Annotated in this window: 21 protein-coding genes; 10 read left to right on the forward strand and 11 right to left on the reverse strand. The window is 31.3% G+C overall.

Going from position 1 to position 20,063, the window contains the following annotated elements:
* Positions 1 to 57 precede the first annotated feature (57 nt).
* Both ACTS9J_RS08875 and ACTS9J_RS08880 read left to right on the forward strand, forming a co-directional pair.
* Positions 58 to 441: an START-like domain-containing protein gene (locus tag ACTS9J_RS08875; protein WP_038330532.1), complete on the forward strand. Its 384-nt coding sequence runs from the start codon at positions 58 to 60 to the stop codon at positions 439 to 441.
* An 11-nt stretch (positions 442 to 452) separates the two neighbouring features.
* Positions 453 to 1,262 (forward strand): aminotransferase class IV, encoded by an 810-nt coding sequence (locus ACTS9J_RS08880; RefSeq protein WP_219033939.1) that lies wholly within the window; start codon positions 453 to 455, stop codon positions 1,260 to 1,262.
* A gap of 4 nt (positions 1,263 to 1,266) precedes the next feature.
* Here the strand turns inward: ACTS9J_RS08880 and ACTS9J_RS08885 are convergent, their stop codons facing one another.
* The gene (locus ACTS9J_RS08885) at positions 1,267 to 1,818 is read right to left on the reverse strand and encodes a YqgE/AlgH family protein (protein ID WP_125349478.1); all 552 of its coding nucleotides are present in this window, start codon (positions 1,816 to 1,818) and stop codon (positions 1,267 to 1,269) included.
* 75 nt (positions 1,819 to 1,893) lie between these two features.
* On the opposite strand from ACTS9J_RS08885, the gene pdxH reads away from it, so the two are divergent.
* The gene (gene pdxH / locus ACTS9J_RS08890) at positions 1,894 to 2,541 is read left to right on the forward strand and encodes a pyridoxamine 5'-phosphate oxidase (RefSeq protein WP_221855228.1); all 648 of its coding nucleotides are present in this window, start codon (positions 1,894 to 1,896) and stop codon (positions 2,539 to 2,541) included.
* 22 nt (positions 2,542 to 2,563) lie between these two features.
* Here the strand turns inward: pdxH and ACTS9J_RS08895 are convergent, their stop codons facing one another.
* The 5 genes from ACTS9J_RS08895 to hemW form a co-directional block, all read right to left on the reverse strand.
* On the reverse strand, positions 2,564 to 3,703 hold the full coding sequence (locus ACTS9J_RS08895; RefSeq protein WP_448353138.1) for a hypothetical protein: 1,140 nt from the start codon (positions 3,701 to 3,703) through the stop codon (positions 2,564 to 2,566).
* A gap of 17 nt (positions 3,704 to 3,720) precedes the next feature.
* A complete protein-coding gene (locus tag ACTS9J_RS08900; RefSeq protein WP_448353139.1) occupies positions 3,721 to 4,626 on the reverse strand; it encodes a M48 family metallopeptidase in 906 nt (301 codons plus the stop codon).
* A 77-nt stretch (positions 4,627 to 4,703) separates the two neighbouring features.
* Complete coding sequence (rocD, locus tag ACTS9J_RS08905) at positions 4,704 to 5,936, reverse strand: ornithine--oxo-acid transaminase (RefSeq protein ID WP_291061729.1); 1,233 nt, start codon at positions 5,934 to 5,936, stop codon at positions 4,704 to 4,706.
* A 63-nt stretch (positions 5,937 to 5,999) separates the two neighbouring features.
* The gene (gene murI / locus ACTS9J_RS08910; protein ID WP_448353140.1) at positions 6,000 to 6,809 is read right to left on the reverse strand and encodes a glutamate racemase; all 810 of its coding nucleotides are present in this window, start codon (positions 6,807 to 6,809) and stop codon (positions 6,000 to 6,002) included.
* A 17-nt stretch (positions 6,810 to 6,826) separates the two neighbouring features.
* The gene (gene hemW / locus ACTS9J_RS08915) at positions 6,827 to 7,954 is read right to left on the reverse strand and encodes a radical SAM family heme chaperone HemW (protein WP_448353141.1); all 1,128 of its coding nucleotides are present in this window, start codon (positions 7,952 to 7,954) and stop codon (positions 6,827 to 6,829) included.
* A 127-nt stretch (positions 7,955 to 8,081) separates the two neighbouring features.
* Here hemW and ACTS9J_RS08920 point away from each other — a divergent pair, with 127 nt between their 5' ends.
* The gene (locus tag ACTS9J_RS08920; RefSeq protein WP_038330556.1) at positions 8,082 to 8,273 is read left to right on the forward strand and encodes a cold-shock protein; all 192 of its coding nucleotides are present in this window, start codon (positions 8,082 to 8,084) and stop codon (positions 8,271 to 8,273) included.
* A 54-nt stretch (positions 8,274 to 8,327) separates the two neighbouring features.
* Here the strand turns inward: ACTS9J_RS08920 and ACTS9J_RS08925 are convergent, their stop codons facing one another.
* Entirely contained in the window at positions 8,328 to 8,873 is a 546-nt protein-coding gene (locus ACTS9J_RS08925) for a hypothetical protein (RefSeq protein ID WP_448353142.1), read from the reverse strand.
* A 41-nt stretch (positions 8,874 to 8,914) separates the two neighbouring features.
* On the opposite strand from ACTS9J_RS08925, the gene ACTS9J_RS08930 reads away from it, so the two are divergent.
* The 3 genes from ACTS9J_RS08930 to ACTS9J_RS08940 are packed head-to-tail and all read left to right on the forward strand — an operon-like array spanning position 8,915 to position 11,570.
* A complete protein-coding gene (locus ACTS9J_RS08930) occupies positions 8,915 to 9,247 on the forward strand; it encodes an MGMT family protein (protein WP_448353143.1) in 333 nt (110 codons plus the stop codon).
* Positions 9,248 to 9,305: 58 nt separating this feature from the next.
* A complete protein-coding gene (locus ACTS9J_RS08935; RefSeq protein WP_448353144.1) occupies positions 9,306 to 10,238 on the forward strand; it encodes an ABC transporter ATP-binding protein in 933 nt (310 codons plus the stop codon).
* 12 nt (positions 10,239 to 10,250) lie between these two features.
* Complete coding sequence (locus ACTS9J_RS08940; protein ID WP_291051714.1) at positions 10,251 to 11,570, forward strand: ABC transporter permease; 1,320 nt, start codon at positions 10,251 to 10,253, stop codon at positions 11,568 to 11,570.
* Positions 11,571 to 11,623: 53 nt separating this feature from the next.
* Here ACTS9J_RS08940 and ACTS9J_RS08945 read toward each other — a convergent pair whose 3' ends face one another.
* The 4 genes from ACTS9J_RS08945 to ACTS9J_RS08960 all read right to left on the reverse strand — a co-directional run bounded on the left by ACTS9J_RS08945 (position 11,624) and on the right by ACTS9J_RS08960 (position 14,709).
* Positions 11,624 to 12,418 (reverse strand): hypothetical protein, encoded by a 795-nt coding sequence (locus tag ACTS9J_RS08945; protein ID WP_448353145.1) that lies wholly within the window; start codon positions 12,416 to 12,418, stop codon positions 11,624 to 11,626.
* A 138-nt stretch (positions 12,419 to 12,556) separates the two neighbouring features.
* Positions 12,557 to 13,321, reverse strand: a complete 765-nt coding sequence (locus tag ACTS9J_RS08950) for a hypothetical protein (RefSeq protein WP_280035617.1) — start codon at positions 13,319 to 13,321, stop codon at positions 12,557 to 12,559.
* A gap of 7 nt (positions 13,322 to 13,328) precedes the next feature.
* Complete coding sequence (locus tag ACTS9J_RS08955) at positions 13,329 to 14,216, reverse strand: glycosyltransferase (RefSeq protein ID WP_286494880.1); 888 nt, start codon at positions 14,214 to 14,216, stop codon at positions 13,329 to 13,331.
* Entirely contained in the window at positions 14,176 to 14,709 is a 534-nt protein-coding gene (locus ACTS9J_RS08960) for a methyltransferase (protein ID WP_125349489.1), read from the reverse strand. Before ACTS9J_RS08960 ends, ACTS9J_RS08955 begins: the two co-directional genes overlap by 41 nt.
* 89 nt (positions 14,710 to 14,798) lie before the next feature.
* On the opposite strand from ACTS9J_RS08960, the gene ACTS9J_RS08965 reads away from it, so the two are divergent.
* The 3 genes from ACTS9J_RS08965 to ACTS9J_RS08975 all read left to right on the forward strand — a co-directional run bounded on the left by ACTS9J_RS08965 (position 14,799) and on the right by ACTS9J_RS08975 (position 20,063).
* Positions 14,799 to 15,191, forward strand: a complete 393-nt coding sequence (locus tag ACTS9J_RS08965) for a hypothetical protein (RefSeq protein ID WP_125349490.1) — start codon at positions 14,799 to 14,801, stop codon at positions 15,189 to 15,191.
* Between the two features lie 121 nt (positions 15,192 to 15,312).
* Positions 15,313 to 15,636, forward strand: coding sequence for a hypothetical protein (locus ACTS9J_RS08970; protein ID WP_185655210.1), 324 nt, complete (start codon positions 15,313 to 15,315; stop codon positions 15,634 to 15,636).
* 98 nt (positions 15,637 to 15,734) lie between these two features.
* Entirely contained in the window at positions 15,735 to 20,063 is a 4,329-nt protein-coding gene (locus ACTS9J_RS08975; RefSeq protein WP_448353146.1) for a CusA/CzcA family heavy metal efflux RND transporter, read from the forward strand.

Genomic DNA, 20,063 nt, shown 5'->3' on the forward strand with positions numbered 1-20,063 from the left:
ATTTTCTTTGGTAGATACAATTCATTTTATATCTTGCGACTTCAATAAAATAGAATTATGCCAAAAAAGAAATATCAAGTAGAATTTTCAATCAAGTCTTCACCGTCTTTGCTATATAACTATATTTCAAACCCTTCTGGTTTATCAGAATGGTTTGCAGATAACGTAAATTCTCGTGGAGAAAAATATACTTTTATTTGGGATGGACACGAAGAATCTGCATTTTTGATGAAATCTAAGCAAGATGGATACGTGCGCTTTCAATGGGAATATGATGAAGATACAAAATATTTCTTCGAATTAACAATTGTAGAAGACGATTTAACGAACGATGTATCATTAGTTATTACAGATTTTGCTGATGAAGACGAAGTAGAAGAATCAAAACAATTGTGGGAAAGTCAAATTGAAGATCTTAAAAAAATCTTAGGATCTGTTTAAAATCTATTATTTTGAAAATTAACTTAGGTGGCGTTATTGTCGAAAAAGCAAATGCAGAAATAGGAATTCAGAACAGAGCTTTTCGTAATGGTGATGCTGTAAAAGAAATTTTGCGATTTGTAAATGGTGAAATTATTGATTGGGAAGATCATTATTTCAATTTAATGGCTTCTATGCGTATTTACCGCATGAATATTCCGTTAGATTTTACACCAGAATTTTTTCAAGAACAAATCAATTTATTAGCAGAAGCAAATCAGACCAAATCAGGGAAAGTAGAATTTTTTGCGTTCAGAAATGATGAGGGCGATTATCTAAAAGCATCCATCAATTATTTGATTTCCATTGAAAATAGTGAAAATGATTGGGAGTTTTTACAAGCTGAAAACGAAATTGATGTTTACAAAGATTATGCAATCAATACTGCATTTTATTCACTTGTAAATACGTATCGTCCAGAAGAAAATATTGCAGAAATCTATCGTTTAGAGAATGATTATGCTGATATTATTTTGCTAAATGCAAACAAAAAAATGGCGCGTTCTTTACGAGGAAATATTTTTGTTGTGAATGGAGAAACGATTCGTACACCGAAAAAAGAAGAAGGTGTTATTACTAGTGTTTTGAGAAATAATTTCATTACAAAAATTAATAAAGCCGAAGAATTTAAAGTAGAAGAAGTCGAAATTTTTCCATTTGAAATTCAGAAGGCAGAAGAAGTTTTCATTTTGATTGATGGAATTGGAATTTTACCAATTACCAAAAATCGTAAAAAAGAATACACTTTAGACAAAACAAAATCGATTTTTAAATATTTATAATCGATTAATTCATAGAAGGATCAGCGGGGGTGTTTAGCCAAATTAAGTTCTCACCTCCAAGCTGTTTCATCAATTTTTTCCACAAATCAGCATCCCAACGCTCAAAAATATCAAAATCCAAATCCGTTACAGCCCACGAATTGTTGTTTAATTCATCTTTGATTTGCTTTGGTGCCCAACCACAATATCCAATAAAAAACTTGATTTCATCTTGACTAATCAAATTCTGATTTACTGCATCACGCACATCTTCATATACGCCAGACCAATATAAATTTTCAGTAATTTTTTCACTATTTCTGATTAAATCAGGTCGTTTGTGAATATAATAGATGTTTTCTTTATCGACAGGTCCACCTTCAAAAACAATAGATGCAGACTCCATTTCAGATACAAAAATACTAATCGGAATATGAGAAGAATGATTAAGAATAAAACCAATACTTCCAGATTCTAAGTGTTCTGTAATTAAAATTACACTTCTCTGAAAAATATCGTTACTTAATGTTGGTTTTGCGACCAAAATAACTCCTTTTTTTATACTTTTGATAGACATTTTTGTTTCGGTTTTGTTACGTGAAATCTTAACGAAATATACAATTAGCTGTTTAAAAATATAAAATAATCATTAATGAAACAAGATTTAAGTTATAAAAGAAAAGTTTACGAAAAACAGTCGATGAATTTTGATTCGTTAAGAGAAAATCCGATCGAACAATTTCGTGATTGGTTTCTGCAAGCTGAAGAATCGGATGGAGTGGATGAAGCAAATGCGATGTCTGTTGCAACGATTGGTGAAGATGGATTTCCGAGAACGCGTGTTGTTTTATTGAAAAGATATACGGACGAAGGTTTTATTTTTTATACGAATTACAACAGTCAGAAAGGAAAAGCTTTATTAGAAAATCCGAAAGTTTGTTTGTCATTTTTTTGGCCATTTCTAGAAAGACAGATTATTATAAAAGGTGTGGCTGAAAAAACTTCGGATAATAATTCGGATGGATATTTCGAAACACGTCCAAGAAGTAGCCAGTTAGGCGCTTGGATTTCGGCGCAAAGTTCTGTGATTGATGAGCACGAAGATTTAGCGACAGAGGAATTGGAATTAGAAAAAAAATACGAAGGAAAAGAAATTCCTCGTCCAGCACATTGGGGAGGTTTCTTGATTCGCCCAACTGAGATAGAGTTTTGGCAAGGACGTCCAAGTCGTTTACACGATAGAGTTCGTTATGTTTTACAAGACGATTTTGATTGGAAAAAAGAGCGTTTAGCACCTTAAGATATAAAATAAAAGCCTCTAATTAAGAGGCTTTTGTTTTTGATGTATAGTCTAATAATGGTTCGTATTCTTTTAGGAAAGCAGCTTTTTTTTGAAACAATAAGTTATTTGAAACTTGATCTACAAAGTATAAATTTTCGATTAAATTTTCAAAAGCATTGTTGTTATAACCTGTAGAGTCAAAAAAGAAAATCCAATCTTCATCTATAAAATATTGTGCATTTTCAATTTCTCGAATAGTTAATTTTTCCTTTGCGATTTCACTTTGTAGAATATCTTTTGTTACATTTTTCAATTGCTCTATTTGATTATTCAAAACTGTTAAAGCTTCGATTCTTAGCTTTTCGTGAATAGGTTTTGTTGCAAAATTAATATGAGTTCTAATTTCATCTACCAATTGAATATTTGCTGATAAATCTGCTTCAACTTTGATGCAATCTTCTAACAAAATAGTTTTTTGTTCATCTAAATTAGATTTGAAAAAGATTTTGATATTGTCTAAATATTCTGAGAACTCAGCTTCTTTTTCCTTATTTATTTGCTCTAATTCTTCTTTAACTTTCAGTACATCTTGTTTTTTATTGTAAACAACATTGTTGTATTTGAATGGTTGCGGCTTTTTTTGACTAGTAAAAAAATCTAATTGAAGTAAATCAATTTGTAAAGCTAAATATTGTTTTACAACTAAAATATTTTCATCCGAAAACAATTCATTCGTAGGAATATTTTGTTGTTTATTCGTTAAATCAACTTCTTTAATTCGATCAAAAGGTAAATCATAATTTGTAAAAAAATGATTGTAAACTTTAGGGTAATTGTATTTGTTATAAATGGTTTTAAACGTTTCAATAAATTCTGAATTATTTATTTCATTGACACGGTATAAATTTAATTGAAAGAAAAAATTGAATGTAAATTCTTCTTCAAATTCATTATTTTTTTGAAGTAATGTAATTGCTTTTGGAGATTTATCTATTTCAGAATGATGATTTGTAGACGCTATATTTGCCAAACGTTTGTCCATTTCTGGATGTGTCGACCATAAATCTTCAAATTGTAGTAAAGAATGATTTTGATTAAATTCATTAATTCCAACAATAGCTAAATTATTTTCTAAAGAAAGTTCGTAATCATCGATATAAAAGTCAACTAATTGATTCATGTTTGATAAATATTAGTCTAAAACTTTTTATCATCTTGTAAATTTGTATAAAAATTAGCTAATTCTTGGTAAACAAATTGATACAATTCTATTCTCAATAATGGTTTGCTCATCGTCTCAATTCCCACAACATTTGTTGCAATTTGATCAGCATGAAATTCCATTTCTCGACTTAATTTTAGATAATTGAATTCTAATTTTTTGTGAATTATTTTCAAAATAGATTCAATCATTTTATTGTAAGCAACAGCGCCCATTGAAATAAAACCAACAATTCCATTAATTTGACCTAAATTATCAACATCAAATTTTAAGGTTTGATTACTGTATAAAATATCTTCCATAATTTTGGTCGCATTTCCAACATGGCTACCAATTGTCATTGATTTTTGAGAAAAATGCCCAAATTCGTGCGCAATAATTCCTTTTAACTCATTTTGAGAAATACCATGAAGCAAACCAACGCCAATAGATAAGTTTTTTCTTGTTGGAAAAAATAAACTTTGTAAATTGTTCGAATAGGAAACATATGCATTTACATCATCAATAATAAATACTTTTTTGGGATGTTTTGTGCCAACTTTATCTGCGGTTGCTTTTATTAATTTGAATAATTCTGGTTGATCCGTTTCAAAAATTTCAATTCCATTTGTAGCTGTTTTTTTGAAAATATTTAGAATAAATTTAATATTATAGTAAACGATTAAACCTCCTAAAGCCAACAGTCCCAAACCTAAAAAAATAGTAATCCACATTGGTTTAGCAATGACGATAGCGATTCCTCCACAAACACAAATTATGAAAATGATGATGCTCAAAATTGTAGAAAAGAAGAGAGTAATCAAGAAAAGAGCAATCCATACTGCCGATTTTTTTTGCGCCTTTTTGTACGTTTCGGAAACGTTTATTTTAAAAGAATTCATAGTGTTAATTAAATTTTCGAATATAAAAAAACCTGATGAAATTTCATCAGGTTTTTTCTATATCATTTTATTGTTGATTATTTATTAAACTCTTGTGCAGTTTTACGAATAATCGCTAAACATTCGTGTAATTGTTCTTCGTTCATCACTAAAGGAGGAGCGAAACGAATGATGTTTCCGTGTGTAGGTTTGGCTAATAATCCGTTGTCTTTCATTGCAACACAGAAATTCCATGCTGTTTCAGATTCTGGTGTATCGTTGATTAAAATTGCATTTAATAAACCTTTTCCACGAACTGATTTGAATAACGGAAATTCTTCAGCCATTTTCGTAATTTCTGCTCTAAAAATTTGTCCTAATTTTTCAGAATTTTCAGCTAATTTTTCGTCCAAAACAACTTGCAAAGCTTCTGTAGCAACAGCCGCAGCTAATGGATTACCTCCATAAGTAGAACCGTGTTGTCCTGGTTTGATGACATTCATTATTTCATCATTTGCTAAAACTGCAGATACTGGATAAGCTCCACCTGAAACGGCTTTACCTAAGATTAAAACATCAGCATCAATATTTTCGTGATCGATAGCTAACATTTTTCCAGTACGTGCGATTCCTGTTTGAATTTCGTCCGCGATAAATAAAACATTATGTTGTTTACATAATTCTTCACAAGCTTTCAAATATCCTTCAGAAGGTACATTAACACCAGCTTCTCCTTGAATTGGTTCTACTAAGAATGCACAAATTTTATCTGCTTTTTCTTCTAAAATTTGTTTTAAAGCTTCAACATCATTGTATTCTACAGCTTCGAAACCACTTGTGTAAGGATTGAAATTTTTACGTGCATCTTCATCATTCGAGAAAGAAATAATAGTAGTTGTACGACCATGGAAATTGTCTTTACATACTACAATAATCGCTTCACCAGTTGGAATTCCTTTCTTTTCGTAACCCCATTTACGAGCAATTTTTAGCGCTGTTTCTACAGCTTCAGCACCCGTATTCATTGGCAATACTTTATCGAAACCGAATAATTCTGTGATAAAATTTTCGTATTTTCCTAATTCCGCATTATAAAAAGCACGAGAAGTTAACGTTAATTTTTCGGCTTGATCTTTCAACGCTTTAATAATTCTAGGATGACAATGACCTTGATTAACAGCTGAATAAGCTGATAAAAAGTCGAAATATTTTTTTCCATCAACATCCCAAACGTAAACACCTTCACCTTTTTCCAATACAACTGGAAGTGGATGATAGTTATGCGCTCCGTATTTTTCTTCTAATGCAATTAATTCTGCTGATTTTTCCATGTAATAATTTGTTTTTGTTTGTTCGTAATATTTTATAAAAAAACCGACAAATAATGGTCGGTTCTATTTCGTTTCTAAATTTTTCTCAATTAATTGAATATCTTTTCCAAAGAATTTTTTTGCCACTTTTATAATATTATCTGTATTGTCAGAAATATAAAATGTATAGTTTGCAACAGTATCTTTAGCAGCCAATTTTCCTTCTTTTGCCAATTGATAAATTACTTGATTCACGACAATTAAAGGTGAATTTACGATATCAACTTTTCCTTCAAATACTTGATTGATTTCTTTTTCCAGATGTGTATAATGCGTACATCCTAAAATAATCGAATCAATTCCTTCTAATTTTTTGTTCAACAAATACGTTTCTAAAACTGCTTTAGAAATCGTAGAATTTGTAAAACCCTCTTCGATAACAGGTACTAAGAGCGGAGTAGCCATTTCAATAACCGTAATATGTTTATTTCGACGACGAATTGCTTTCTTGTACGCGCCTGAATTTACAGTTGCTTTTGTTGCAATAACACCTATCTTTTCTCTTAATTCGAACGAAACTTTCTCCGCAACAGGCGAAATAACATCGATAACAGGAATATCTTTTCCTGCAGCGTCTCTAATTTCTTTCAACGAATTAGCGGTTGCAGAATTACATGCAACTAAAATCACTTTACAATTATTGTTTATTAAAAAATTAGTAATGTCTACCGAAAATTGTGTAATCGCTTCTTTCGATTTTTCTCCATAAGGCAAATTTTGAGTATCGCCAAAATAGATCAAACTTTCGTTTGGTAGCAGACGTTTTATTTCTTTTGCAAACGTCAAACCGCCAACTCCAGAGTCGAAAACACCAATTGGTCTGTTATCATTCATATCGCAAATTTAACAAATTAATCGATGTAAAATAATCTTGAAGCAATTCCATCTGCGAAAAATTTTGCTTGGGGTTTCAAAATGATTTTATTTTCTTTTTTTTCAACTAAATTTTCGTTGATTAATTGATTGAGTACTTCATGAAAAGAATTAACTAAAGGTTGAGAAAATTCTGAATTAATTCGATTTAAATCTATTCCATAAATTGTTCTCAATCCTATCATTATCATTTCATTAAATTTTTCTACTTCATTTAAAACTTCAATTTCTTGAGGCAGCTTATTTTCGTTGATAGCTTGTATGTATTTAGAATTATTTGCAATGTTCCAAGCACGAGTTTTTCCGTTATAAGAATGTGCAGAAGGTCCAATTCCTAAATAATGAATTCCTTTCCAATAATTAGAATTGTGCAAAGAAAAATAGTCTTCTTTTCCGAAATTGGAGATTTCATATTGAATAAAATCATTCGAAGTTAAAGTGTCAACTAAAAGTTGAAATTGTTCGTTTTGACGATCTTCATCAACCGGTTTTGTGATTCCTTTATTGATTTGATGATCTAAAATTGTTTTTTCTTCGACTGTTAATGCATAAGAAGAAATATGTGGAACATTCAGCTCAATTGCTTTTTGCAAATTTTGCTTCCACATTTCGTTGGTTGTGGTCGTAGAACCATAAATCAAATCAATAGTGATATTTTCGAAACCAAAATCTTGCGCCAATTTTATCGAAGTTTCAGCTTCTTGTACATTATGTGCGCGATTCATTAATTTCAAATCTTCTTCAAAAAATGATTGAACACCAATCGAAAAACGATTAATCGGAGTTGATTTTAAGAAATTAAGTTTTTCTTTATTCAAATCATCAGGATTCGCTTCGAGTGTAATTTCCTTTAAATTTTTGGTCGAATAATTTTTATAAATCGTTTCGAAAATACTTTCTAATTCAATTTCGGATAGGATAGAAGGTGTTCCTCCTCCAAAATAAATTGTTTCTAAAGGTGTTGAAATTTCATCTTTTCTGATCTCAAGTTCTTTATTAATTGCTTGAATTAAATTTGATTTATGTTGAAGATTTGTCGAAAAATGAAAGTCGCAATAGCTGCATTTTTGTTTACAAAACGGGATATGAATATAAATTCCTGCCAAAATATTATGATTTGAAGCAAAATTATAATGAAATTATAGGCTAAAAAAATTGTTATAAAAAAAAACTAAAAATTAATATTGGTTTTGTAAATAAATCTTATATCTTTATCAACGAAAATAAAATACTATGAATAAAGGAACTGTAAAATTCTTTAATGAAGAAAAAGGATACGGATTTATTAAAGATGACGAATCAGGAAAAGAGTACTTCGTACACGTTTCTGGTTTAACAGACAAAGTAGCTCAAAACGATAAAGTATCTTTTGACTTAGAACAAGGAAAAAAAGGCATCAACGCCGTTAATGTGAAAGTAATCTAATTAATATATTATCTCAACATATTTCTTGTAAGCGACCTATTTAGGTCGCTTTTTTTATTTTTTGATTTCGTCGCTATTTTGATAAAACTCTGCATCATGTAGTAATTCATTCACGAAATGATACAATCTTCCTAGCTGATATTTTGCTAAATAATGACCATATAAACTAGCTAAATAGGTTCCTAAAGCCATAAATAATGCTATAGGAATACTCCAAATCCATACACTATTTCCTTGTACAATATATTCAGAAAACGCATAAGAGCCTAAGGTGATAAAAATGGCTCCGCTTAAACCATACAAAAATGCGAAAAATGTCCAAACATTAGAAGGTGGACCAATAATTCCTCTTACAACCAAATAGTCAGGATGATCAACGTCATCTTCAATTCTGATTTGTAGTTGCGGATGCCAATATTTATCCTTGTCTTTGCGGACACGAATCATCGCAACTTCTTGATTGGCATAACCTCCGTATTCAGTAGAATTTGTTTCAAGGTGTTTTTTGATTAAATCAATAAATTCTTGTTTTGATAAATGCGTAAAAACCTTAAAACGTGGTCGGCTTAAAAGAGATTTAATTGGAACTTTTTGGCTCATATTCTATTACTTTCTTTAAATTTACAATAAATGTTTAGATTATGACAAAAATCATTTCTGATACTTATGAGAAAATTTATGAAATAGTTCGTCAAATTCCCGAAGGACGTGTTTCTACTTATGGATTGATTGCAAAATATATAGGTGGAAAATTTTCTGCGCGCGTGGTTGGTTATGCGATGAATCATGCACATAATCGAGAAGATGTCCCTGCTCATCGTGTTGTAAACAGAAATGGTTTGTTAACTGGAAAACATCACTTTAATCCTTTGAGTTTGATGCAACAATTATTAGAAAATGAAGGTGTGGAGATTATAAATGATAAAGTGGTTAATCTTAAAGAAATTGTATGGAATCCGAACGAATCTCATTAAAATCTGTAACAAAATTTACTTTCTTCTTACTAATTTTACAAATCAAATGATATAGAAAATGGAATTTTTATTGCAAGCTCAAGGCTTAACAAGAAAATATAAAGATAAAGTTGCGCTTAATAATTTTAGTATCAATATTCCACAAGGTTCTATTTATGGACTTTTGGGACCAAATGGTGCTGGAAAAACGACTTTTATTCGTATTGTCAACCAAATTACGGCGCCAGATAGCGGGACAATTTTGCTAAATGGTGAACCTTTGACGAAAAAATCAATCGGTCAAGTTGGTTATATGCCAGAAGAACGTGGTTTGTACAAGAATATGAAGGTTGGAGAACAGGCACTGTATTTTGCAAAACTGAAAGGTCTTTCTTCTGCGGAAGCTAAAAAACGTACCGAATATTGGTTCGAAAAACTTGATATGATGTCTTGGTGGAATAAGAAATTGAGCGAGTTGTCGAAAGGAATGGGACAAAAAGTTCAGTTTGTAATTACAGTTATTCACAACCCTTCTTTGCTCATTTTCGATGAACCTTTTAGTGGATTTGATCCTGTAAATGCGCAAATTATTGCGAATGAAATTCTTGAATTAAGAGACAAAGGAACGACAATTATTTTTTCAACGCATCGTATGGAATCTGTGGAGGAAATGTGTGATCATGTGGCATTGATTAATCAATCGAATAAAGTATTAGATGGAACAATCGAAGAAGTTAGAAATCAATTTAAGACAGGGAAATTTTCGATTCAATTGAATGAAATTCCCGCTGATTCTCTTCAAAATTTAGCGAATGAATTTGAGATTTCGGAAGTTCGAAACGTTAATCAACGAACTGAATTTAATTTGTTGTACAATAAAGAAACACCAACCAATGTGATTTTAGATAAATTGATGCAAGTGGGGCAAGTTCATCAATTCAAAGAAATTATTCCTTCGATGAATGATGTGTTTTTGGAAGCCGTCAAACAAAGTTCAATTCCTAATCTTTAAGCTAATTTTCAAATGAAAAATATATTTTTAGTTGCACAACGCGAGTTCTTTTCTCAAGTAAAAAACAAAGCGTTTATTGTTATGACTTTTCTTTCGCCTTTGTTGATTGTTGGAGCAGGAGCGGTGATTTTCTTTTTGAGTTCTGCAAATAATTCCGAAGTGAAAAACATTGCAATTGTAGATGAAAGTACAGAGTTTGTAACCTCGTTTAAATCGACTAAACAAATGATGTTCAGTATTTACACGCCTCAAGAATTGCAATCAATCAAAGATACACTGAAAGGAAGCGAATATTTGAATGCGATTCTTCATATTCCGAAAAATACAGATGGAAATTATGATAATATTGAGAAAAATACTGAATTAATCACAAATGGAAATCTTGGAATTACTGATCGTGAAAAACTTTCGAGAACGATTAGTGATAAAATAGTAAAAGAAAAACAGGCAAAATCTGGTATTGACAAAGCGGCTTTAGAAGCTTCTAAGGCACGTGTTAACCTGAATGTTTTTAACGTTACAGACGGAAAAGAAGATAAAGGAATGGAGTTGAAAATCGGATTATCGATGTTTTTAACTTACATTATTTTCATGTTTGTGATGATTTATGGTGTAAAAGTAATGCGTTCTGTGGTTGAAGAAAAAAATAATCGTGTTGTCGAAATTATCATTTCTTCTGTAAAACCTTTCGAATTAATGATGGGTAAAATCTTAGGAACGACAATGGTTGCAGTCACGCAATTTGCAATATGGATTGGAATGACAATGGGGTTATTGATTTTATTTCCAACAATTGCTGCTTCAAGAATGGATATGTCGCAACAAATGATGAATCAAGCACAATTAGCCGAGACTAATCCAGATATGATGCAAAAAGTAACAGAAATTAGCGAAGTATTGTTAACGTTTAATTATCCGTTAATCATTTTTGCTTTTATTTCTTATTTTATCTTAGGATATTTGTTCTACAGCTCTGTTTTCGCGGCAATTGGTTCTGCGGTTGACAATGATACAGATACGCAACAATTTACATATTTTCCTTTAGTTCCGATGATGATTGGACTTTACGGAAGTATGACAACTTTCGAAAATCCTGATGGTCCAGTTGCTTTTTGGTTATCAATGATTCCATTGACTTCTCCCATCTCAATGATTACTCGAATTCCGTTCGATGTTCCGATTTGGCAATTAGCTTTATCCTTATTTTTGCTGTTAATCAGTACAATATTTATGGTTTATATTGCTGGAAAAATCTATAGAATTGGGATTTTAATTTATGGTAAAAAACCAACTGTGAAAGAAATGATTAAATGGGTTTCTTATAAAAACTAATTTTACACAACTTATAAAACTAAAAAAAGAGCTTGATTTATCAAGCTCTTTTTTTAATCGTCTATCGTATCTTTTTTGATGATTTTCGTATTATTTGGTACTTTTCCGTATAAAAAGTCGAGGTATATTTTACTGTAAGAATTAAATAATTGAAGTAATTTGAAATAATTTACATCATTCAATTCTATTTTAGATTCGGTATTTGTTAATGCATTTTCAATGAAATCTCTGATTTTGAATTTCGGAATTTTTAAATCATTTGTGAAATAATCTTCACCAAAATAATTCTTAATTTTTGTAATTTTATCGTATTTATCTTCATAATCAAGCAATGCTTTTCGTTGTTTGGCTTTACCAGAAAAAACATCATAAATACGCCCAATATCCAATCTCGTCAACGTAATATCTCCACTCAAAAATCCAGCTTTCAACGAAGATGTGTCTTTTATAGGTTTGATATCAGGATTAACACCAAGACTTTTATAAAGTTTTGTTACAACATCAGCTTTTTTTCCATTTTTGACATCTTTTTCAAGAATTCCTGTCAATTTTTGACCAATATATGCGGTATTCAATTGAATTGTCTGCACAGCTAAATGCACTACAATTGTTTGTTTATTGAACAAATTTGGTCTTAAGATAATTAGTCGATTTTCGTACCAATCAGATTGTATTTTTAGCGTGTCATCTACTTTTGCTTGAATAAGAAAAGTTCCTGTAAAATTAGAAATTGTTGTATGATTTGTTCTCAGATTTGTAACGTAAACTCCTTCTGCTGTATCGTCAGAATCATCAATGATAATGTTTCCCTGAATCCATTTTTCTTGTGCGAAAATAAAATTCGACAACAGCAATATTAGAATGGTAAATAGTGATTTCAATTGTTCGTGATTATACGTTTAATTATTTGTACGAAGATAAGTCTTAATAAATTAGCATCAATTTTGTTAACGTTTATTGGCTAAATTTTAAAAATCTATTAAGAATTATTGATTTTTGTTTTGATTTAATTCATTCAAATAATCTTTCGCATAAGATTCTAAATCAATCATTATCGTACCAAATTGTCTGCTCAAAACTTTTTCTTGAAGCGGATAACGCGCATTAACATAATATAAAAATTCTTCTATTTTATATTCAGGAATTTGTAATTGATTTGTATAAAAATCTGTAGGATAATAATGTTTAACTTCTTGAACGAGAGAAAGTTTTGTTTCGTAATTACGTACACGACGTTGCTCACGATAAAATCCATTCATATGACCAATCAATCGAACAGGATTTAAAACATCCATTGGCTTGAATTTTGCAATATCTCTTTTAGGTTCTAAATCTCGTAAACGTTGATCAAGTCCCATTTTATCGTACAAATCTGTTTTATTATCCTTGTGATATTTAGGTTGTAAAGGGCCTTTACCAATTGTAGCACCACTCAATTCAATTGTTTCAATATCCAAATGTGCTTGTAAAAAACCTTTGTTGTAAATATTTTGATTGACTACAATTTTTCTTGGAATCAAAAAATCTGCTTCAAACAAAATTGTATCGCCAACATTTGCTTGGATAGAATAATAACCCGAAGAGCTTGTACATGTCTTACTTTCTGACGTCAGATTTTCTATACGAGCACCAGAAACTGAGGAAATATAATCGTTTCCTTCGTCTACAACCACAGAACCAGTAATCAACTTATTTTGTGCAAAGCTGATGAATGGAAATATAAATAGTGTGTATGTTAACCAATATCGCATGTTAGATTTAACCTTTTATTTTTTGTTTCATTTTCGACCAACGATAATTTCGGATGAATTTTTCTTGATCTCGATTTACCATTTTTTTTGTACCATTAATTTTAGCTTCAAAAAAACCTTTCAAATAATACAAAATATATGTGGGTTTCTTTTTACGTAAAGCCAATTTTGTGCCAGCAATTAATGTAATCCAAAATCCATAACCTAATGCATAATAAGCCGCACCTTGTTTGTAAAGCGCCGATTTATTGTAACTCGCGCCAGTTGGTTTTAGATGTTTGATGTGTAAAGATTCGTCTGTAACAACTTTCCAACCATAATATTTACACAACAATTCGTCTACTGTATCCCAACCCATATGTGCGCGTAATCCACCAATTTTTTCGTAACAATTTTTTCTATACGCCTTAAATGCGCCACGAATATGGTCTTTATCTGTCAGATTTTCAAGAATCCATTTTCCGTCCTTATCAATATACGCAAAACCACCAACCATTGCAATATCTTCCTCATGATTAAAATGAGTTAAAATAGTCTCAAAATAATTGAAAGGAATATCTAAATCAGCATCCAATTTAACAATAATATCATAATTAGGATCAATGATTTCGTAACCTTTCAAGAAAGCTTGTATCACTTTGCTTCCTGGCTGATGTTCACCTTTTGATAAGATATTTCTTAATTTGATGAACGGATATTTAGCTGTAAATTCTTCTACAATTTGTTGTGTTTTATCGGTTGAATGATCATTTACAACAATCACTTCATATGGTAAAACAGTTTGATTAACGAGAGAATTTAGCGTAATCGCAATAAAATCTTCTTCGTTATGTGCAGGTATAACAATAGAGTATTTAGTAAGTAAAGTCTTTTTTTCGTTCTGCGTAGACAGCATAATATCTTGGTGTAATTCTTCTTAATAAGGGTCTTATTCCCAGTTTGTTTGATGGATGCGTCCATTTGTGACGATGTATTACATTCCATCCAGCTTTTTCCATTAACATGTCAAATTGCCAATCTTCAAATTCGTGATAATGTACATCTCGCGCATCATTTTGATTACGATAAGCAGGCGAAAACCACAAACGCATCGGAATTGAAGCTAATAATTTATCTCCAGGCAAATTTCTTAGCACTTCCATTGGATTTACCAAATGTTCTAAAATTTCTAAAGCCGTTACAAAGTTAGCATCATAATTTTGCAAATCCTTATAATAATAGTCCAAATCGTCGCCATTTGTATTTTTTACATCAAAACCATTTTCCAACATCACATCTGTAAAAGGATTTTTGATTCCTAAATCAAGAATTTTATCAGTAGGTTGAGCAAATTGTTTCAGCAAAGCTAAGGTTTCATTGTATCTTTTTTGTGGATATATTTTGTACATTGTGTTAGTTGTTTTCGGATGATAAATTTAATCATCTATTTTAATATTGCTCGTTTCTATTTTAAATTTTTTTATTGCAAATTTGCCAGATGAAAACGATTGGATATTATCGATTACGAAACAAAAATAAAGTAGAAGGTTTTGCGAAGGAGATAGATGGAGTGACCTATTTTAAAGGTTATAACGAGTTTTCTTGGCACGAAAATGCTTTACAATTTGATACCATAGATATTGGAATAGATATATTGGATAAACGAAATCGACGATTATTTACCAATGATATTGTGTTGTATAAAGTCTCTAAAAAACCATTCTTGCGTACAGGTTTTGTCGTTTACGAACCAAAACTGAAAGAATTTGGAATCGTAGATCAACAAAGTTTTCATTTTACACCTTTCTATGTTGAAGGTTTGTGTTTATTCGATCATGATAAACTCGAAGTAATTTCTCATTTATTTACGAAGAAAGAGGTTTCTAAGTAAGTTTAACGAGATTTTTCCATTAATTAAATTTGAAAGAAAGCAAAATTGACTGTACATTTGGGTCGTGAAACTATGGGCAACTAAAATTTTAATTTTTTTATATATAACAACTTCAACTCAATTGTGTCAGTTATATAAATTGCCTGTGTTTATTTCTCATTTTATTGAACATGATAAAGGAGGAGACTTTTTGGATGAAATGAAAACTTTTTTAGTTCATCATTATGGTGGACATGAGGTTGATGCGGATTGGGAAACTGACCAAAAATTACCTTTCATGAAAGTTGAGTTTGTTCATATCGACTTTTTTTTCTCTCCCATAAAACTCTTTGATGTTTTACACTTAGATAAAGAAATTTCTACGACTTCAATCAAAACATTTGATGAAGATTTCTTATATACTCATTATTTAGATTCTATTTGGCAACCGCCAAAACAAGCGTGATTTTTTTAGATTTTACGATAGATTGATTCTTTCAATTTATCCAATTTCAGCTATTTACAACTTGTATTTAGCACATTTTTAATCTATACAATTTTACGATGTTAAATAAAATTATTGATTTTTCAATCAAGAATAAATTTATCGTGGGTTTGTTTACGTTGGCTTTGTTGATATTTGGTATTTACGATGCGACAAAATTACCCATTGATGCACAACCTGATATTACATCTAATCAGGTTCAAATTATCACTGTAGCGCCTTCTTTTAGTGCAGAAGATATTGAGCGTTTAGTGACTTTTCCTATCGAACAAGCTAATTCTAATATTGGTGGGATTACCGAAATTCGTAGTTTTTCTCGTTTTGGATTATCATTGGTAACCATTGTTTTTGATGACAATACAGATGTTTATTGGGCGCGACAACAAGTAAGTGAACGATTGATTCAGGTTCAAAATGAGATTCCCGAAGGTATTGGAGAACCACAACTTGGTCCAATTTCGACAGGTTTGGGCGAAATCTATCAATATGTTGTTCGTCCCGCCGAAGGTTACGAAGATCAATATGATGAAACTGAATTAAGAACAATTCAAGACTGGATTGTTCGTCGTCAACTTTTAGGCGTTCCTGGTGTGGCAGATGTGAGTAGTTTCGGAGGAAAATTGAAGCAATACGAAATTGCAATTGATCCGCAACGTTTACAATCTTTTAGTCTGACAATTAATGATTTATTTGATGCACTGAGTGAGAATAATCAAAATACAGGTGGAGCTTATATCGAAAAAGGTCCTACTTCTTTATTCATCCGTTCTGAAGGTTTAATTGGTAACATCGAAGATATCGAAAATATTTTGGTCAAACGTTCGCAAAGTGGAACACCTATTTTATTGAGAGATGTTGCAGACGTAAAAACTGGCTTTGCTACGCGCTATGGTGCAATGACATATAACGATACAGGTGAAGTTTCTGGTGCAATTGTTATGATGTTGAAAGGAGCAAATAGTAACGAAGTGGTTAAGAATGTACAACAACGTATCGAAGAAATCAAAAAGACATTACCTGATGGAGTTGTTATTGAACCTTTCTTAGACCGTAAAAAAATGGTTGACAATACTATTCATACGGTTGAAACGAATTTACTTGAAGGAGCCTTAATCGTTGTCTTTATTTTGGTACTTTTCTTAGGTAATTTACGTGCTGGTTTTATTGTAGCTTCTGTCATTCCTCTGGCCTTATTATTCGCGATTATTATGATGAATATTTTTGGTGTAGGTGGAAACTTGATGAGTTTAGGCGCATTAGATTTTGGATTGATTGTCGATGGTGCTGTGATTATTGTAGAAGCGGCGATGCATCAGTTAGCACACAACAAAAAATTTGGGTTGAAGAATAAATTAACGCAAACTGAAATGGATCAAACAGTTGGTTCTTCAGCTAAAAAAATGGTGAATTCGGCTGTTTTTGGTCAAATTATTATTCTAATCGTTTATTTACCAATTTTTACTTTACAAGGAATAGAAGGAAAGATGTTCAAACCAATGGCGCAAACAGTTGCTTTTGCTCTGATTGGTGCATTTATTCTTTCGTTGACTTATGTTCCGATGATGACTACTTTATTCTTAAGTAAAAAGAAGAAAGTCAAACCAAATTTATCGGATCGTGTAATGGCTAAAATTGAGATTTTCCATCAGAAATATTTAATCAAAGCCTTAAAAGTTCGTACTATTATTCTAGCTGTTGTACTTTCACTTTTCACTATTGCTGTTTTTGTGATGTCTCGTTTAGGTGGAGAATTTATTCCTGCCTTAGAAGAAGGAGATTTTGCTGTAGAAGCGCGTATTTTACCAGGAAGTAATATTACGACAACAATAGAATACACAAATAAGGCAGCTAAAATACTGAAAGATCGTTTCCCTGAAGTTGAAATGGTTGTCACGAAAATTGGGAGTGGAGAGATTCCTACCGAGCCAATGCCAATGGATGCAGGAGATATGATTATTGTTTTGAAACCTAAAAAAGAATGGACTTCTGCCACAACTTTTCCAGAATTATCGGATAAAATGAGTAAAGCTTTGGAAGATGTTCCAGGACTTTCAACGGGATTTCAATTTCCTGTTCAGATGCGTTTTAATGAATTAATGACAGGAGCACGACAAGATGTGGTGGTGAAAATATTTGGTGAAAATTTAGATAGTTTAGCCAATAATGCAGAGAAATTAGGAAAAATAATCAATACTGTAAAAGGAGCGCAAGATTTGTATATCGAACCAATTAATGGAATTCCACAAGTTGTGATTGAATTTGATCGTGCTTTATTAGCGCAATATGGATTGAGTATTGGAGAAGCAAATCGAATTATTAATATGGCTTTTGCAGGACAATCTACTGGAATGGTTTTCGAAGGTGAAAAACGTTTTGATATGGTGGTTCGTTTAGCAGAAGACAAACGCGAGAATATCGAAGATATTCGAAATTTATTGATTCCTACTGCTTCTGGAATTCAGATTCCATTGAATCAATTAGCAAAAGTAGATTATAAAAATACGCCAAATCAAATTCAGCGCGAAGATGCAAAACGTAGAATTGTTGTTGGATTTAACGTAAAAGGACGCGACATAGAAAGTGTTGTACAAGAATTACAACAAAAAGTTGATGCTCAAATAAAACTTCCTACAGGTTATTATACAACCTATGGTGGAGCTTTCGAAAATTTGAATCATGCTAAAGCTCGTTTAGGTATCGCTGTTCCAGTCGCCTTGGTTTTGATTTTTGTCTTGTTATTTTTTGCATTCAAATCAATCAAAGAAAGTTTATTAATTTATACAGCCATTCCGCTTTCTTCAATCGGTGGAATACTATTCTTAGCTGCGCGAGATATGCCTTTTAGTATTAGTGCTGGAGTTGGATTTATCGCACTTTTTGGAATTGCCGTTCTAAACGGAATTGTATTAATATCAGAATACAATCGTCTACGTGATAACGGAATTAAAAATACAACTCGAATTGTTATTATGGGAACACGAACTCGTCTTCGTCCCGTTCTAATGACAGCTGCCGTAGCCTCTTTAGGTTTCTTACCAATGGCTCTTAGTAATGGTTCGGGCGCAGAAGTTCAACGTCCATTAGCAACTGTTGTTATTGGAGGATTAATGGGCGCGACTTTCCTTACTTTATTTGTTTTACCAATTTTATATGTTATGTTCGAAAATATTCATTTTAAAAAGAAATCAACTCGTCATAAATCAATTCCTACAGCTATTTTATTAGTTCTAGCTTTGTTTGGAACAACTGCTAATGCGCAAGAACGTATGAGTTTTGATGAAGTTGTCAAGTTAGCTGACGCGAATAACCTCGAAATTAAACAAGCAGAATTGACTACTGTTTATCACGAGAAAAATGTGTTTGCCAATCGTTCGCTTTCACCTTTAGATATAGCTGCGGAATTTGGACAAGTGAATTCAGGTGAATTTGATAACAAGTTTACTATTTCGCAATCGTTTCAATTTCCTGTGGTTTTTAAACGTCAAAAAGCTTTGAACGAACAAATGATCAGTACTTCTAAAGCAAATGAACAATTGACGAAAGTTGAAATTAAACAACGATTAGTTAATCTGTATGTCAATATGCAAAATACAGAATATCAACAAGATTTATTGAAAGAAAATGAATTGATTTACCAAGAGTTTTTGAAGAAAGCAAATTTACGTTTGAAGAAAGGTGAATCAAACCGAAGTGAGGTTTCTACAGCTATTATTCAATTGAAATCGATTCAAAATCAATTGAGATTAGTTGAGAATGAATTAGAAAATGAATCAAGACAAATTCAATTTTTAACCAATTCATCATTCAAAATTTATCCAACAAAAGATGGTGTAAATTGGAATGAAATTGCAGGATTATCTGTTTCAGGTACACACCCAATGTTAAAATTAGCTGAAGAAAATATTCAGACTTCTACTTTAGAAACTGAAATAGAAAAATCAAAGAAAATTCCAGTTTTAACAGTTGGATATTCAAATCAAAGCTTTTCTGATTTGGATCAAAATCGATACAATTCTTTTCAAGTAGGAGTTGGCTTACCTTTATTTAATAGAGGAATTAATTCGTCAATTGAAGCCTCAAAAGTTAAAACTGATCTTGCAAAACAAGCGTATACTTTACAACAATCGAAGTTGCAACAAGATTTTGATGTTTTAAAAAATAAAGTAAACTCTTACGAAGAAATAGTAGGAGATTTTGAGCAAACTCAACTTCCTGCTGCGAATGATTTACAAAAAACAATTAATCGTCAATTACTAGAAGGAGAGATTAATTTTTTGGATTGGGTGATTCTGAATAATCAAATCATCGAAGTGAAAACAAAGTTTCTAGAAGCAAAGAATCTACGTAATCAGGCTTATGCCGCAATGACTTTTTATACTGCACAATAA

It is taken from the genome of Empedobacter sp. ULE_I140 (assembly GCF_053482575.1).

Excerpts from the sequence above, each read along its gene's own strand:
- ACTS9J_RS08875 (WP_038330532.1), top strand. The coding sequence starts at position 58 with ATGCCAAAAAAGAAATATCAAGTAGAATTTTCAATCAAGTCTTCACCG.
- ACTS9J_RS08885 (WP_125349478.1), bottom strand. The coding sequence starts at position 1,818 with ATGTCTATCAAAAGTATAAAAAAAGGAGTTATTTTGGTCGCAAAACCA.
- pdxH (WP_221855228.1), top strand. The coding sequence starts at position 1,894 with ATGAAACAAGATTTAAGTTATAAAAGAAAAGTTTACGAAAAACAGTCG.
- ACTS9J_RS08895 (WP_448353138.1), bottom strand. The coding sequence starts at position 3,703 with ATGAATCAATTAGTTGACTTTTATATCGATGATTACGAACTTTCTTTA.
- ACTS9J_RS08900 (WP_448353139.1), bottom strand. The coding sequence starts at position 4,626 with ATGAATTCTTTTAAAATAAACGTTTCCGAAACGTACAAAAAGGCGCAA.
- rocD (WP_291061729.1), bottom strand. The coding sequence starts at position 5,936 with ATGGAAAAATCAGCAGAATTAATTGCATTAGAAGAAAAATACGGAGCG.
- murI (WP_448353140.1), bottom strand. The coding sequence starts at position 6,809 with ATGAATGATAACAGACCAATTGGTGTTTTCGACTCTGGAGTTGGCGGT.
- ACTS9J_RS08920 (WP_038330556.1), top strand. The coding sequence starts at position 8,082 with ATGAATAAAGGAACTGTAAAATTCTTTAATGAAGAAAAAGGATACGGA.
- ACTS9J_RS08925 (WP_448353142.1), bottom strand. The coding sequence starts at position 8,873 with ATGAGCCAAAAAGTTCCAATTAAATCTCTTTTAAGCCGACCACGTTTT.
- ACTS9J_RS08930 (WP_448353143.1), top strand. The coding sequence starts at position 8,915 with ATGACAAAAATCATTTCTGATACTTATGAGAAAATTTATGAAATAGTT.
- ACTS9J_RS08935 (WP_448353144.1), top strand. The coding sequence starts at position 9,306 with ATGGAATTTTTATTGCAAGCTCAAGGCTTAACAAGAAAATATAAAGAT.
- ACTS9J_RS08940 (WP_291051714.1), top strand. The coding sequence starts at position 10,251 with ATGAAAAATATATTTTTAGTTGCACAACGCGAGTTCTTTTCTCAAGTA.
- ACTS9J_RS08950 (WP_280035617.1), bottom strand. The coding sequence starts at position 13,321 with ATGCGATATTGGTTAACATACACACTATTTATATTTCCATTCATCAGC.
- ACTS9J_RS08955 (WP_286494880.1), bottom strand. The coding sequence starts at position 14,216 with ATGCTGTCTACGCAGAACGAAAAAAAGACTTTACTTACTAAATACTCT.
- ACTS9J_RS08960 (WP_125349489.1), bottom strand. The coding sequence starts at position 14,709 with ATGTACAAAATATATCCACAAAAAAGATACAATGAAACCTTAGCTTTG.
- ACTS9J_RS08965 (WP_125349490.1), top strand. The coding sequence starts at position 14,799 with ATGAAAACGATTGGATATTATCGATTACGAAACAAAAATAAAGTAGAA.
- ACTS9J_RS08975 (WP_448353146.1), top strand. The coding sequence starts at position 15,735 with ATGTTAAATAAAATTATTGATTTTTCAATCAAGAATAAATTTATCGTG.